At 55.2% G+C, this 14,905-nt stretch carries 14 protein-coding genes; 7 read left to right on the plus strand and 7 right to left on the minus strand.

Annotated features, from left to right (window positions below; translation table 11 throughout):
• Positions 1-9: 9 nt before the first annotated feature.
• The gene (locus H6F59_RS12520; RefSeq protein WP_190699993.1) at positions 10-1,029 is read right to left on the minus strand and encodes a glycosyltransferase family 2 protein; all 1,020 of its coding nucleotides are present in this window, start codon (positions 1,027-1,029) and stop codon (positions 10-12) included.
• Between the two features lie 523 nt (positions 1,030-1,552).
• On the opposite strand from H6F59_RS12520, the gene H6F59_RS12525 reads away from it, so the two are divergent.
• Positions 1,553-1,873, plus strand: a complete 321-nt coding sequence (locus H6F59_RS12525) for a TMEM14 family protein (protein ID WP_190699996.1) — start codon at positions 1,553-1,555, stop codon at positions 1,871-1,873.
• 110 nt (positions 1,874-1,983) lie between these two features.
• On the opposite strand, the gene H6F59_RS12530 is transcribed toward H6F59_RS12525, so the two are convergent.
• Complete coding sequence (locus H6F59_RS12530; protein WP_190700768.1) at positions 1,984-2,937, minus strand: S-layer homology domain-containing protein; 954 nt, start codon at positions 2,935-2,937, stop codon at positions 1,984-1,986.
• A gap of 149 nt (positions 2,938-3,086) precedes the next feature.
• Between H6F59_RS12530 and H6F59_RS12535 the strand changes: the two genes are divergently transcribed.
• The 4 genes from H6F59_RS12535 to H6F59_RS12550 all read left to right on the plus strand — a co-directional run bounded on the left by H6F59_RS12535 (position 3,087) and on the right by H6F59_RS12550 (position 5,469).
• Positions 3,087-4,007: a nucleoside hydrolase gene (locus H6F59_RS12535; protein ID WP_190699999.1), complete on the plus strand. Its 921-nt coding sequence runs from the start codon at positions 3,087-3,089 to the stop codon at positions 4,005-4,007.
• A 42-nt stretch (positions 4,008-4,049) separates the two neighbouring features.
• The gene (locus tag H6F59_RS12540) at positions 4,050-4,637 is read left to right on the plus strand and encodes a hypothetical protein (protein WP_190700005.1); all 588 of its coding nucleotides are present in this window, start codon (positions 4,050-4,052) and stop codon (positions 4,635-4,637) included.
• A 53-nt stretch (positions 4,638-4,690) separates the two neighbouring features.
• On the plus strand, positions 4,691-5,002 hold the full coding sequence (locus H6F59_RS12545) for a BMC domain-containing protein (protein ID WP_190516354.1): 312 nt from the start codon (positions 4,691-4,693) through the stop codon (positions 5,000-5,002).
• Positions 5,003-5,121: 119 nt separating this feature from the next.
• A complete protein-coding gene (locus tag H6F59_RS12550) occupies positions 5,122-5,469 on the plus strand; it encodes a carbon dioxide-concentrating mechanism protein CcmK (RefSeq protein WP_190516356.1) in 348 nt (115 codons plus the stop codon).
• 145 nt (positions 5,470-5,614) lie between these two features.
• On the opposite strand, the gene H6F59_RS12555 is transcribed toward H6F59_RS12550, so the two are convergent.
• The 3 genes from H6F59_RS12555 to H6F59_RS12565 all read right to left on the minus strand — a co-directional run bounded on the left by H6F59_RS12555 (position 5,615) and on the right by H6F59_RS12565 (position 7,418).
• Positions 5,615-5,827, minus strand: coding sequence for a DUF2945 domain-containing protein (locus H6F59_RS12555; protein ID WP_190700008.1), 213 nt, complete (start codon positions 5,825-5,827; stop codon positions 5,615-5,617).
• 196 nt (positions 5,828-6,023) lie between these two features.
• Positions 6,024-6,497: a DUF4383 domain-containing protein gene (locus H6F59_RS12560; RefSeq protein WP_190516361.1), complete on the minus strand. Its 474-nt coding sequence runs from the start codon at positions 6,495-6,497 to the stop codon at positions 6,024-6,026.
• Positions 6,498-7,058: 561 nt separating this feature from the next.
• Positions 7,059-7,418, minus strand: a complete 360-nt coding sequence (locus H6F59_RS12565) for a hypothetical protein (protein WP_190700012.1) — start codon at positions 7,416-7,418, stop codon at positions 7,059-7,061.
• A gap of 268 nt (positions 7,419-7,686) precedes the next feature.
• Between H6F59_RS12565 and H6F59_RS12570 the strand changes: the two genes are divergently transcribed.
• Positions 7,687-8,277 carry a GAF domain-containing protein gene (locus H6F59_RS12570; RefSeq protein ID WP_190700015.1) on the plus strand — a complete coding sequence of 197 codons (591 nt, stop codon included), beginning with the start codon at positions 7,687-7,689 and terminating at the stop codon, positions 8,275-8,277.
• Positions 8,278-8,341: 64 nt separating this feature from the next.
• Here H6F59_RS12570 and leuA read toward each other — a convergent pair whose 3' ends face one another.
• Positions 8,342-10,042 carry a 2-isopropylmalate synthase gene (gene leuA / locus H6F59_RS12575; RefSeq protein ID WP_190700018.1) on the minus strand — a complete coding sequence of 567 codons (1,701 nt, stop codon included), beginning with the start codon at positions 10,040-10,042 and terminating at the stop codon, positions 8,342-8,344.
• 732 nt (positions 10,043-10,774) lie between these two features.
• Between leuA and H6F59_RS12580 the strand changes: the two genes are divergently transcribed.
• The gene (locus H6F59_RS12580; RefSeq protein ID WP_242021444.1) at positions 10,775-12,586 is read left to right on the plus strand and encodes a cation:proton antiporter; all 1,812 of its coding nucleotides are present in this window, start codon (positions 10,775-10,777) and stop codon (positions 12,584-12,586) included.
• Positions 12,587-12,711: 125 nt separating this feature from the next.
• On the opposite strand, the gene H6F59_RS12585 is transcribed toward H6F59_RS12580, so the two are convergent.
• Positions 12,712-14,622, minus strand: a complete 1,911-nt coding sequence (locus tag H6F59_RS12585; RefSeq protein WP_190700022.1) for a fumarate reductase/succinate dehydrogenase flavoprotein subunit — start codon at positions 14,620-14,622, stop codon at positions 12,712-12,714.
• Positions 14,623-14,905 lie beyond the last annotated feature (283 nt).

The following is a 14,905-nucleotide window of genomic DNA, read 5'->3' on the forward strand; positions in this document are numbered from 1 at the left end:
GATGGCTGGCTAGTCGGCTAGGGTAGAAAATTGCCGAAACCGATAGGTTGCGAAACTGTAGGCGAAGGCGGCACCGCCATAGAGAAAATAGAACCAGTGCCAAGGGATGACCCGCAGGGCAAAGAGCGGCCCGCGCTTGTACCAAAAGAAGCGATAAACCCGCTGATTGATGACCAGCAACCCGAGCATAATAGCGATCGCAACAATCCACAAAAAGGGCTCAATTACTCCGCCCAGCAGGCACCCTAGCGCCGCAAAGCTAAGCACCACACTCAGTCGGCTAGTGCGGTCTAGGTTGAGGTCATTCGTCGGCTGCCCCTGGCTAAGAATTAGCTCAGCCCAGGGCAGGGCGCGGTAGAAAATTTCGGCCCGCAGCAGTGAAACGGGCTCCCAGCATTTCAGGTGCTTGACCTGAATGTGCTTGCACAGGCGAATGGTGTAGCCCGCCCGCCGCAGCCGGTAGCCCAGTTCAATATCTTCGACACAGGGCTTGACATAGCGCTCGTCAAACCCGCCCACAGCATGAAATGCCTCGGCGCGAATGGCTCCGCAGGCCCCCCAAAAGGTCGAAGCCTTTTCGGACGACACCTGGTGGGTGTAGTGGTGAAGCAGGTTTTTATACTGCGACAGGAAATTAGAGGCCCCCGGCTGGTCATCGTAGGAGCCAATCAGCGCTGCCAGGTTAACGTCTTTTTGAAAGGCAATTTCGACGTTGAGAATGGTGTCTTGACCAACGGTGACATCGGCATCGATAAAGAACAGAATGTCTCCCTGAGCCATAGCCGCCCCTCGGTTGCGGGCGCGGGCTGGTCCACCTGCCGAGTCGTAGCGAAATACCTTAGCCCCAAACGCTTTGGCCACTTCCCATGAACCGTCGGTGTCGCCGTCGGCAACTACAATCACCTCGTCAGGCTGCCGACCCGATTGTCTCAGGCTATCGAGGCAGCGGCGGAAGCTTTCACCACCGTTATACACAGGGATAATGATAGAAATATTGGGTCTTGATGCATGACCTGGGCTAAAACTCATGAACCAATTATGCCTAAGAATAAGTGCTGAGCTCTGCGAAAAATATGACTACGTAGGGAATTAACCGCCAACTTTTCTCGAAGTAGAGCATCTCTGAGAAAGAGTAAATGTCTTTGGTGATGTCTCGAGCGACTTCGGGAAGGTCTAAGAAATCTATTTTATGGAGCTTTCAGTAAATTAAAGCACTTCATGGTGGGAAAACCATCACAGTCATTTTGCAGGAATCATGAAAAAATTTGCCTCTTCATGATTTTCTTGTAATGCCTTCTACGAAGGCTGCTTATTTCCAATCTCTATTTTTAGAGAGGTAGCAAAACTGAGGCTAGGGCGTAAGGAGTTGGTTTCTGGATAGAGCTCGAAGTGTTAACCAGTACAAGAGAGATGTGTTGCTTAATACATGGCTAGTTGCTTAAAACCTGGCCACAATTGTAGCGATCGCCCCCTTCGGTGCACCCTGCTGGCTAGGGTTGTGCGGCAGCAAAAACCTCGCTAGCCTGGGAATGTTCTTATTGTGCAAGCTGCCATGCCCACTGGAGCCCTGTGTGCGATCGCCTATGCTGCCCTTTCTGCGATCGGCGGTCTGACAGGCTATGCCCAAGCCCGCAGTCATGTGTCCTTGGTCACTGGTTTGGTGAGCGCCGTCCTGCTGCTGACCGGAGCTTGGCTGTGGCAGGCTGGTTCTGCTGGCGGGGCCGGGATGGCTATGGGAGTCACGGTAGCCCTAGTATTTATCTTCGTTCGCCGTTGGATACAGACTCGCAAAGCCATGCCCGCCGCCATCATGATTGTGGCAGGGGTGCTGGCGTTTATGGGGATGGGGCTTTCGCTGTTCGGCGTTATCTAGGGAGTGGTGAGTAGTTGAAATTATCCTGACCTTGCAACTGCGTAGCCTTTCCGAGAAAGGAGAAAGGGTGGATGAGAACCCTTGCTTCGACAGGTAAATGATTTAGGAAATTAAGGCGAGTTTGTAGAGTTAGCCGGTTCTGGGGAACTTGACTCGGTGGAAGATTGTTTTAGCAGATCTTCGGCAGAAATACCTTCGGTTTGGTTGCCAAATCGCCACAGAGCAGCAGCGGCCTCAGCCTGGGTAACGCCTTTTTGGGGCTGAAAAAGGGTGGTATAGCCAAAAGCACGGCGAATATTAGCGAAATCGCCATTTTGGTGGTCGGCCAGCACCGCGCGCATCGCCAACGGCTCAATCTTAGCGGCATCCTGAAAGCCCCAGGTGGTAGCAACCGTGTCGGCCGCCGCGGTTGGCAGCGGTGCACGAGAGTCTAGAGGCACCTTCCACAGCACGAGGGTTTCGCGGGTAAGGGGCGCGTCGGGCCGAAAGGTGACAGCGGTGGCATTGCCGGTCTTGGCACTGGGAATAATCCCCGCTTCGGCTAACCCTTGAATGGCGGCAAAGTAAGGGTGTGAAGCGGGCACATCCTGAAAAGCGGGGGCAGTACCAGCGGCAGCAGCGCGCATGCGCTTGGCTGGCACATCTTTATAAAATCTGTTGTTAGCAGTGAGTAGCCAGTGAGCGAACTCACCCCGCGTGATGGTCTGGTTAGGAGCAAATTCGAGTTCTACGGGGGTGCCACCGGCTGTTGACCGTGCTGACTCGACAATCCCAAGGTCTAGCCAGTTTTGCACATAGGGGCGCAGGTCTTCGGGCACTTCGGCCAGGGTCGCAGTGCTGTCCTCAGGTGAGGGTTTTGGCTCGGTGGGTTCGGCCTCAGTGGGAGTGGGGACCTCGGCGGCTGTCTCGGCCGGATCGGGTTCGGTCTCTGCTTCAGCAGGGGTTTCGGGCTCTTCGCCGTTGAATACGGGCCGATCTTGTAGTTGCGGATCGGCCTCCAAGGACTGCTCTAAGGGACTGCCCGCACAACCGGCGACCAGTAGCAGACTCAGCCCAGATACCATGATCGTGAGACGCAGCGCAGCAGACAAGGGGGCAACCTCCTTAGCGGGGGAATTGATGCAGTACCTACACAGCGTATTTTAGGACAGCGCCCGTGACCTCTGCTGGCTACGCTGTGCCACCCCTGTAGAACCCCGCTTGGAACCTGTCTATGCCGCCCCGACCCATCATTATTGACTGCGATCCTGGGGTTGACGATGCGATCGCCCTTCTCCTCGCATTCGCCTCCACTGAGTTCGACCTGTTGGGCATTACCACTGTGTCGGGCAACGTGCCGCTGGAGCTCACTCAGGCCAACGCTCGGCGCATCTGTCACCTGGCCCAGCGCACCGATGTGCCAGTGTATGCGGGCTGCCCGCGCCCGCTGCTGCGATCGCTCACCACCGCTGAAGACATTCACGGGGCAACGGGTTTGCAGGGTGCGGAGCTACCCGAACCCACTCTGCCGCTGCAATCTCAACATGCCGTCGCGTTTCTGGTTGAACAACTCACCACGACCTCGACGCCCATTACCCTAGCTACCCTCGGCCCGCTCACCAACCTAGCGGTAGCACTGATCCAGTGTCCCGAGATCGCCCAAAGCATCGACCAAGTAGTGATGATGGGTGGAGCCTTGGGAAACGGCAACATTACCCCCGCCGCTGAGTTCAATATCTACGTCGATCCCCATGCAGCCAACGTAGTCGTAGAGGCCGGTCTGCCCCTGACCATGATCGGCTTAGATGTCACCCACCAAGTCGTAACCACCCCCGATCGCTTGGCAGCGCTTGAGGCCTTGGGCACCTCCGTGAGCAAAGCCGCTGCGGGCATGCTGCGCTACTACGGCCAGCTAGATGTGGAACGTCACGGGCTAACTGCACCGCCCCTCCACGACCCCTGTGTGATCGCTTATCTGCTGCGCCCCGAGCTCTTTACCGGTCGACCCATGCACTTGGCAATTGAAACCGAGGGCTCCCTCTGCTTGGGACGCACCGTGGCCAATAGGCACCTGACCCCCAACGCCACCATCATCGAAACTGCTGCTGCCGACGGTATCTATGCACTTTTGATAGAACGCCTTAGGAAACTATAGTCGGGCACAAAACTCCCCCAGCTCGCTTGATAAGATAGCCCTATGGCTTACACCACCGAACAACTCCTGGACTTTCTCGATCAGGAACTTCGCGCTACCTGGAAGGGCGAGCGGGTGGTGCTGTCCTCTGCCGATCGCATTGACAATCCGGTGCTTTCGAAGGCGATCGGGGCCGACAAGCTGAGCAAAGTATTTGCCATTCAAGACTTTCGTGCCCAAATTCACGACTACCAGCACGAGCACGGGGTGTCGGGTCTGATGTGGTACACCTGCCGGTTTCAGGGCCGCAGCCTGCGCGTGCCCGAGCTGCATCCCCAGCTGATCGCTATTCCCGCCGATAAGCTGGCTCTAGTGGGGGCAAAGCCAGCCATAGTCGAGTTTTGGCGACAATCCATCGCTGGCCTGCGCCTGTGGATGGCCGGCAATCAGCCCCAACCCACTACCCCAGAGGAGGTAGAACAGCTGATTGCCGCCAGTGAATGGGCCGAGCTATCCGCCACACGAGATGAGCTGTATCTCAGCCTGTGCTGGGGCGATCCCAAAGACTGCCACTGCGACTGGGCAAAGCCGGAGTCGGGGTGCGATCGCATCATCGCCACCGCCGGAGAACCCAGCGGCATCAAGGTATAAAGTTATAGTTGAGCATCGAGCAGCGCTCAACCACAACTTTAGGAGCACCCCCTATGGCCATTGCCGTCGGCGTCATTGAAACCCAAACCTTTCCCGCAGTGCTGGCCGCCGCCGATGCCATGGTCAAAGCGGCCAACGTCACCGTCTCGGTGCAAGATCGCTCCGAGAGTGGGCGGCAATTCGTGGTCATACGCGGCCTGGTGGCCGAGGTCAAGCGCGCCATGGAAGCCGGGCTGATCGCAGCCAAAGCCTGCCCTAACCTGGCCGAAGTCACTTCCCACGTGATCATTCCTAACCCCACCGACAACATCGACGCGATTCTGCCCATTGGGTTTACTTCGGCCTCAGAATCCTTTCGGGTATAAGGTCTACTATTACAACCCCCCCACAGTCTTTAATAATTCGACACGGCGCGATCGCTACCACCGCCCCGTACAATGAAGGTTGAATTTTTTACCTGCAAAACTTTCTCAGGAGTACAACCATGCCACAAGCCGTCGGGTCGCTCGAAACCAGAGGGTTTCCCCCGGTGCTTGCCGCCGCAGATGCGATGGTAAAAGCGGGGCGCGTTACGCTCATTGGCTACATCCGTGCCGGTAGTGCCCGCTTCGCCATCAACATTCGTGGTGATGTCTCCGAAGTTAAGGCCGCCATGGCCGCTGGGGTAGAAGCCGCCGAAAAAACCCCCGGTGGCATCCTCGAAACTTGGGTAATCATCCCCCGTCCCCACGAGAACGTGGTGGCCGTGCTGCCGATCGAATTTAACGATGAGACCGAAATCTTCCGCCAGGCTGTCGAGCAGCCCATTTTGCCCGGCTCTACCGGTCGCTAGGGCTACTTGTTGCCGGTTCTACTAAATGATCTATTTAGATCATTTAGAGATCGCCCTAAAGCCATTGGCAAAAACATGCCCGCTCAAGAAAGTTAATTTCTTGAGCGGGCATGTTTTTTGTGCTCCGTAGTTCTAGCGAGGATAACTAGTCTTCTTTTGTCAAAGCCTCTGGTTTATGAGCCGCATGGCTGCCAGTTTTTTCGCTTTCTACCAAATACTGGGGATTTTCCTTAGATGCAGCAACGGTATGACCTTTGATTTCGGTACGAGATGTTAGCTTTTCAATGATCGTACCCGTAGTTTTTCCTTGAGCCGTACTCCAGGAAACCTTGTCTCCTTTTTTGAAAGCTTGTTCCATGACAATTCCTTGTACTCAGATTATTACTAAACGGTTAGCCAAGACGACCAACATGATGACGGTAGATATCCTGAGTTGAACTCGCGTGCAAACAAACTAAAACCCAACCTGCTTGAGCTAAGTGCGGTGGAAGGAGAACCATCTTCCAACAGCCTAAATCTCAAGCAGGTCGGTTCATCTACCAATTAAGCGTTGGCTATAGAACTTCGCCAGAAGTGGCGTCTTCCTTCAGCTCTTTCTTAAACAGGCTTAGCAGGGAGGGAGTAGCAAAAAAGCCGAAATAAATACCCAGTGCGCCCGTTAACCCGTGTAGAAAAACGTCGGCTCCATAGAGTGGAAAAAGTCCGAAGAAAGTATTGGCAACCGGTACTAGACCTAGGACAGCCAGGGTAGTGTAGTAGATACCCAATTGCCCAGAGAATAGACGAGAGCTATCTAACGCAATAGAAGCAACGATTCCCAACAAGCCTGTGACAAGATGAATAATATTGTGAGGCGTATTAATTGGAAATAGACCCATCAAGTAGCCAAATCCAGAAACGACGCCTAGCTTCTCAATCGAAGGGGGCATAGCGCCAGACTGGGAGACTAGGGCAGGAATGAAGCCCAGAATACCTATGGTTAGGTAGAATATGCCGATAATCAATGCAAATCTTTGTGCAGCTTTCATGATACCTCTAAGGTAAACGTCAGATAACAGTTTTGGGTTAAGCTTGCAGCAGCTTGGTAAAGCCTGTCACTACCTAGCTAGGAGTGAACCCGCAACAATTAACTAGACTCTAAAGAGTTTGATGGGTTTGAGCCTCTCTAAAGAGAAATAGTTGTTGGTAGGTCATTGGATAGAGTGAGTTCTTTGGTGGTAGTTAACTTCTTGTCTACAGTGTTTTTTCAAAGGATCTTTTCTATCACTGCAAATAAAAAATACCATTGTAGGAGCAGAATTGAGCTGGTTTTGAAAGGATAGCGATCGCAGCTAGCCCTTCCCTTTTTACTCAACTCTCGCGGAAATAAACAATACACAAGCTTTCGCCCGATCGCAAAACAGAGGGTCTCAAACCTCCCCAATCTTTGCTTCATAACTTTCAAATGAATTTGAAGAACAAAAATTGCTTCAGTTTCAGAATTCTGAGGTGTATCAAATTTGCTCTTACAAACTCATCGTGCTCCGCTAAGAAACCTCAACGGAGCACGATGGCTCAACTAAAACCTAGGTGGCTAATATGGCTAACGATTAGTCGTCGTTAGGCAGCTCGCCGTTGTCTACTCCAGGCGTCAGAGTCCTAGCGTTTTGGGGGTAGATGCCGGCCATATCTTTAACCGCATCAGCCGACTCTTCAGCGATGCGCTTGATTCTTTTGCCAGGTTGGCCTTCCAGTGAATCTTTCTCAGCTTCCCACTGACCCATGGTGCGGGGGCGACCGACTTCTTGGGTGGGTGGCAGTTCATTAGAATAAGCGCGATTGCCAGTATTTTGCTCAGCTTTGACGCCATTAGCGGTTAGCAGAATAACCACGGCGGAGCAAGCCACCGCAAACTGCTTCCAGTAAACGCGGCCGAGCATTTCCTTTAAGGCACCAAAAATATTCTTCATCACAAATTACCTAATATTCACTCAATACTGCGAGTCAGTAAGCGAACTGCTTGCTGAACCTCTAGTGACACGTTAGGTAACTCTCTTAGAAAGCTTATCGCTCAAAAGGTATATCTTCACAAGCATTAAAAATCGCTGAATGTTCCAGATGCTCACATCCCCTAACCAAAGTATTTCTCTCGAAAGAACGAGACTAAAACCCCATCATGACAGGGGAAAAGCCGTAGAAATCGGTTCTAAGGTACTGATGTAACCCCTAGAGAGAGCTATGCCCAAGCTAAACAACTTCATCCTTGATGTGACCCACGACGATACGCTCGAAACCCTGATTCATCAACTGTTTGAGGCACCGCTCCATAGCCAGCATTCAACCCGAGTAATGGACAGTATTTTGACCAAGTTAGGAGAGCAGTTGCAGTGCGATCGCGTCTTTTTATACCTGCGCTCTCCCGACACTCAGCTAGGGCGAGTGCCCTTCTGCTGGAAAAAGCAGCCATCGATACCTACAATCTATGACCCTGCCTGGAAACCAGAAGATCCCTCCTTGGCAAAGGACGACCCCATGTTTGCGGCTGCCCTCAAAGCCCAGCCCAGTATTTTTGTAGAGGACGTGGAAACCGCTGGTCCAGAGGTATTGAATCGCGAGTTTGAGCACCAAACCTTTGGCCATCGAGCCTTGATTCATGCCCACCTGCGCTCGGATCAAACCCTCTGGGGCATTTTGCAGGCCTGTGTTTTTGAAGAGCCCCGGGTGTGGAGCCAGAGCGATCGCCAACTCATTGAGCAGGTGGTCACTCAGCTCACGCCCTTCGCTATAGACTACGTGAGATCTGAGCCAGAGTTGGCAACGAGTATGTAGTAGAAATCTACGGGTGAATGTAGCTCGACCGTTGGCAGCCATCATTCACCCGTAAAAGCACTGTCTAGGAAACAGTTTGCGGCAAGGACAAAACTGCTTGTCTCTGACTAGGGGTTAGGGTCGCCAGCCCTCGGTTAGCCGCGCTCAATACCGCCAACAGCGAGGCCGTGACAATGCTGCTGTGAATGCCCACCCCGTGGATAGTGCCCTCCAACCAGTCGGCGGCAATCTCGATTAGCGCGATCGCGTCGGCATCACTGCCGTGCCCAATCGCTCGCTCTTCGTAGCTGTGCACCCGAATCCCTAGATTTAGCGCATCTACAAAGGCGTCGATGGGGCCGTTGCCATGTCCTGCTCGGGTGAGTCTTACATCACAACATTCCAAGGTTGTGGAAATGGCCGATGGTGTTTCATCATCCTGCCAGTGGTGGCTAACGTATTTAAACGGCAAGTTGACCCGCAGATACTCCTGCTCAAAGAGATCCCATAGCATGGGCGCGGTCATTTCTTTGCCGGTGGCATCCATGGCGCGCTGCACTATCTGGCTAAACTCAATTTGCAAGCGGCGGGGCAGGCTGAGGTTGTAGTCACGCTCTAGCAAAAAGGCAATGCCTCCCTTGCCCGACTGACTATTTACCCGCACCACCGACTCATAGGACCGGCCCAGGTCGGCGGGGTCGAGGGGCAGGTAGGGCATGTCCCACAGATCTTCTGAGTTGCGGGCCGCAAAGCCTTTGCGAATTGCATCCTGGTGAGAGCCTGAAAATGCGGTGAACACCAGGTCGCCCACGTAGGGGTGACGGGGGTGAATGGGCAGCTGAGTGCAGTCTTCGACAATGCGCGCCACCTCGTTAATGCGCGAGAAATCTAGCCCCGGGTGAATGCCCTGAGTGTAGAGGTTAAGCGCCAGAGTGACGATATCGACATTGCCGGTGCGCTCACCGTTGCCAAATAGGCAGCCCTCCACCCGATCGGCCCCAGCCATCTGGCCCAACTCGGCAGCGGCGATCGCGCAGCCCCGGTCGTTGTGGTTGTGCACGCTTAAGTTCACGCTGTCGCGGTAGGCGAGTTGGCGGTGCATCCATTCCACCTGGTCGGCAAACACGTTGGGGGTAGCGCTCTCCACCGTGGCGGGCAGGTTAATGATTGCTTTGCGATCGGGCGTCGGCTGCCAGACTTCCAACACCGCATTGCAGATATCCCGCGCAAACTCCAATTCGGTTTGAGAAAATACCTCTGGCGAATATTCAAAGCGCCACTGGGTTGCAGGGCGCTCTGCCGCCAAATCGCGAATCAGCGTAGCGGCGTTTACCGCCAGTGCGATCGTTGCGACAGAGTCGTTGCGAAACACCACCCGCCGAAACACTGGAGCCGTAGCGTTGTAGACGTGGACGATCGCCCGCTTGGCTCCCTCAAGGGAATCAAAGGTGCGACGAATCAAGTCTTCTCGCGCCTGGGTGAGCACCTGAATTTCCACATCGTCAGGCACGCGGTTTTCTTCGATCAGGCGGCGCACAAAGATAAAGTCGGTCTCCGAAGCCGACGGAAACGCTACCTCAATTTCCTTAAAGCCGATCGCCACCAGTAACTCAAACATCCGCAGCTTTTGCTCGACAGACATTGGTTCGATGAGCGCCTGATTGCCATCGCGCAGGTCAGTGCTCAGCCAGATCGGGGGCTGGGTGATTACCTGGCTAGGCCAGGTGCGATCGGGCAATGCGATCGGCACAAAGGGGCGGTACTTCTCGGCGGGGTTGGTCAACATGGGTTTGTCTCTAAGATTTCAGTAGTAAAAAAGCTTGCCTAGTCATTCACTGTGACTAAGGTGAGGTGAAGGGTTTCAGGTGAAAGGTTGGAGGCAGGCCGTAAACCTTATACCCTGCACCAATTGCCACCGGAACGGTAAGTTACCCGTGGGGAGTTGGCTAACAGCGTTTAAACTTCCCAGCAGTACTCAGGTCTAGGGAAAACCTGTGACCTAGGGAGTCGAGCTATGCAGGGCATTTCGCCTTTGTTTCAAAAATTAGTTGCGCCCAAGGCGCAGCAGCAGCCCCAGCCCTAGTAGCAGGCTGAAGAGAGGGGCGAGGGATAGCTGCAAAGAAGACATTGACGAGCGACGGCGCAGAATTGCACAACACCCGCATAGTAACCGCGCGGCAAAGCAGCGTCAAGGGCTGAGGCGTCGCGATCGCAAGACGGATAGCTCTGAGCGACAGGGGTTATCTAGGCAAGATGGGTCAACGGTGCGATCGCAGCACAGGAAATATTATTCAGAGGTTAATTTAACTCAGCCCAGTTGATAGCGCGCACACCACTTATTAGTGACAATAGAAGTCGGGGATCTCGCTCCTTTCGATTGGCTGAGCGGTTAGCCAGGGCAACATCTAGCCCTTGTTAGCTCAAGCTGCTGTTTTTGGCTGTTTTCAGCCCCTTGCGTCCACTCGTGCAGGGGGCTTTGTAAGACGTTCTCATTCTCAATGCCCTAACGTGATCCTGTATGACCGCTGAACCGAACTTTGTTCTCGATTTAACCTTGGCCCTGGGGGCCTCTGCTATTGGCGGCTATATTGCCCATCGACTCAAACAGCCGGCGCTGCTGGGCTACCTCGTTACCGGGCTGGTCATCGGCCCCTTTGGCCTCGGGCTACAAACCGATGTGGAGCAAATTCAGGGCCTGGCGGAGGTGGGCATTGCCTTTTTGCTGTTTGCTCTAGGGGTCGAGTTTTCGCTGACAGAGCTCAAGCGGGTCAAAGATATCGCCCTCAAGGGCAGCTTTTTGCAGATGGGGCTGACTACGCTGCTGGTGTGCTCAGTGTCGCTGCTGTCGGGCACGGCCAACTCCCCGCTTCAGGGCATTTTCTTGGGGCTGGTGCTGTCGCTGTCGTCTACGGCGGTAGTGCTCAAAACCCTGACCGATCGCGGCGAAACCGCTACCGTCCACGGACAGGTGATGTTGGGGCTACTGATCTCCCAAGACCTTGCCCTGGGGCTGATGCTGGCGGTGCTGCCGGTGCTCAACCAGCCCGATGCCCTGGGGCCAGCCCTGGCGATCGCGGCGCTCAAGTTTGGGCTGTTTTTGGCAGGGGCGATCGCCCTGGGCCGCTGGGTAGTGCCCCAGCTAATTCAGCACATTGCTGCCACCGAGAGCAGCGAGCTGTTTTTGCTCACCGTGGTCGCCCTTTGCCTGAGCGTTGCCTGGATTACCTCCTTCCTGGGCCTCTCCATCGCCATGGGGGCCTTTGTCGCTGGCCTGATGATTTCTGAGATTGACTACGCCGACCAGGCCCTGGGCAAGATCTTGCCCCTGCGCGACACCTTTGCCTGCCTGTTCTTTGCCTCCATTGGTATGCTGATCGACCCCCACCTGATCGTCAGCGACCTGGGCCGAATTCTAGAGCTGGTGGCGCTGATCATGGTGGGCAAGGCGCTGATTATTTTGCCAATTGTGCTGGGGTTTGGCTATTCGCTCAAAACGGCGGTAAGGGCCAGCTTTGGGCTCAACCAAATTGGTGAATTTTCCTTTGTGCTGGCGCTGATGGGGCTAGAGCTGGGGTTGATCAACGAGGAGCGCTACTCCTTGCTGCTGGGCACGATCGCCATTTCTCTCATGCTCACCCCCCTGTGGATTAACCTAGCCCCCAAGGTGGCCGACTGGCTGCACAACCTGCCGGTGCTCAAAGACTTTCTCAACCAGGCCGAAGACCCAAAGCTGCTGTCGGTGCCCGGCGACATTCACGACCATGTGATTGTGGCGGGCTATGGCCGGGTGGGCGAGGTGCTGGTCAATGTGCTGCTCAGCCGGGGCTACTCGGTGCTGGTGGTCGACAATAGCGAAACCGCGATTCAGCGCCTGCGCAACCGCCACGCGCCTCTGGTGCAAATTCCCTTTGTCTACGGTGACGCCGACAGCGAGCTGGTGCTCGAGAAAACTTCTCTAGAAACCGCCAAGGCCCTGGCCATTACCCTGCCTGATCCGACAACCACCCGCCTAGTGCTGCAACGGGCACTGCTGAGAGCACCCGAGCTGGATATCATTGCGCGATCGCACAACAACGAAGAGATCGACGTGCTCACCCAACTGGGAGCCAGGGAGGTGGTGCAGCCCGAGTTTGAGGCGGCTCTAGAGCTGGGCTCTCACGTGCTCAATACCCTGGGTGAACAGTCGATCGAAATTCAGTCGGTGCTGGACTGGATTCGCCAGGATCGCTACCGCAGCATTCGCCCGGCGGTTCAGGTGGGCGAGGGGTATAGAAATACAGCAAAAGAACGAAAACAGAAGAGCGAAAAGGTTGAAAGCAGTGCTTCATAAGCTCAGCGTCATGGTTGCACCGCTTTGATCTGGGCTCATTCTTGCCGAGCGCTCGCCATCTACACCCAACGCCAGGCACTCTGGGGTAACCCCTGGAAGCATCGATTTTAGGGGCTTTCGTTTAACTACTTATAGCTGCGCTGGGTGAGCTGCACATTCTCAAATTCGAGAGTTTCCCGGTGCAGCTGGGGCGCTCGCCCTTCCCCCGCATATTCCCACGCTGCTACAAAGGCAAAGTGTTCGTCGTCGCGCTTGGCCTCACCATCGCGGGTTTGGTACTCTTCGCGAAAGTGCCCTCCGCAGGATTCTTCTCGTTGCAGAGCATCGCGGGCCATCAGCTCTGCCAGGTCGATAAAGTCAGCGACGCGTCCGGCAAACTCCAGGTTTTTGTTTAGGGTGTTGGCCTCCCCAGGAATTTTGAGGTTTTGCCAATACTCAGCTCGCAGGTCTTGAAGCTGGGCGATCGCACTCTCCAAGCCCTCCCGATTCCGCGCCATGCCCACGTAGTCCCATACAATGCGGCCCAGCTCGCGATGAAACTCCATCACCGTCTTGTTGCCCTGAATGCTCAGCAGCTTGGTAATGCGGGCCTTAGCGCTAGCCTCGGCTTCTCCAAAGGCATCGTCGTCGGTGGTTACGGTGGGCAAAGACTGCCCCGCAATGTAGTCGCCCAGTGTGTAGGGAATCACAAAGTAGCCATCCGCCAAGCCCTGCATCAGCGCGCTGGCCCCTAGCCGGTTAGCGCCGTGGTCAGAGAAATTCGCCTCGCCCAGCACAAACAACCCAGGGATATTACTCATCAGGTGGTAGTCAACCCACAGGCCGCCCATGGTGTAGTGCACAGCGGGGTAGATGCGCATCGGCGTTTCGTAGGGGTTCTCGCCCGAGATCCGCTGGTACATGTCGAACAGGTTGCCGTAGCGGGCGGCGATGGTGTCGCGGCCTTGATGGGCGATCGCATCCCGAAAATCTAAATACACCGCTAGCCCCGTATCACCTACGCCGCGCCCCTCATCGGTCATGGCCTTGGCATTGCGCGAGGCCACATCCCGAGGCACCAGGTTGCCAAAGGCGGGGTAGCGAGTTTCTAAGTAATAGTCGCGCTCCGCATCGGGGATGTCATCGGGATGGCGGTTATCCCCAGGTTTTAGCGGCACCCACACCCGCCCGTCGTTGCGCAGGCCCTCGCTCATCAGCGTGAGTTTCGATTGATAATCGCCCGACACCGGAATGCAGGTGGGGTGAATCTGCGTATAGCAGGGGTTAGCAAAGTAGGCCCCCCGCCGATGGCAGCGCCAAGCCGCTGTCACGTTAGAGTTCTTGGCGTTGGTCGAGAGGTAATAGACATTGCCATAGCCCCCGGTGCAGAGCAGCACCGCATCTCCGGCGTAGCGCTCCAGCTCCCCTGTGACTAAGTTGCGCACCACAATGCCCCGCGCCTTGCCGTCAGCTACCACCAGTTCCAGCATTTCGCGGCGAGCATACACCTCGATTTTGCCGGCCTGCACCATGCGCATCATGGCGCTGTAAGCTCCGAGGAGTAATTGCTGGCCTGTCTGCCCCTTGGCGTAGAACGTCCGCGACACCTGCGCCCCACCAAAGGATCGGTTGTCGAGCAGCCCGCTATATTCCCGTGCGAAGGGCACACCCTGGGCTACGCACTGATCGATGATGCCGCTGCTGATCTCGGCTAGGCGATGCACATTGGCCTCGCGCGAGCGGTAGTCGCCACCTTTGATGGTGTCGTAGAACAGCCGCCACACGCTGTCGCCGTCGTTGGGGTAATTCTTCGTTGCGTTGATGCCTCCCTGGGCGGCAATGCTGTGGGCGCGCCGAGGTGAGTCTTGAATGCAGAAGCTTTTGACGTTGTAGCCTAGCTCTGCCAGGGTGGCCGCCGCCGAGGCCCCCGCTAGGCCAGTACCCACCACCAAAATGGTGTGCTTAGCCTTGTTTTTGGGGCTGACCAGACGGCAGTGGTCTTTAAAGTCGCTCCATTTCTGATTTAGCGGGCCAGCAGGAATGCGGGGGTCAAGCATGGGGATGTGGGGAAGATGAGGCGCAGCGTATACGTGTATTTTAGACCTGTCTGCATTTACACAGTCGCTGTGCTTCGCGCTACCTGTTCAACCACTGCTCAAACCTGCTCAATCATAGTTTTATCAAACGAGTTGCCTACTCGGTTTCACCCTCTCTACATTGCATGTGGCTTAGCAATAATGACAAAGTTGAGTGGCAAAACCATCCAAAACTCTGAGTAAGCCTCTCTGATCGGTCTGTTTCGACAATATGTTAGACTCCCACTGGACACAGGCTCTAGTC

The organism is Nodosilinea sp. FACHB-141, from assembly GCF_014696135.1.
Classification (GTDB): Bacteria; Cyanobacteriota; Cyanobacteriia; order Phormidesmidales; family Phormidesmidaceae; genus Nodosilinea.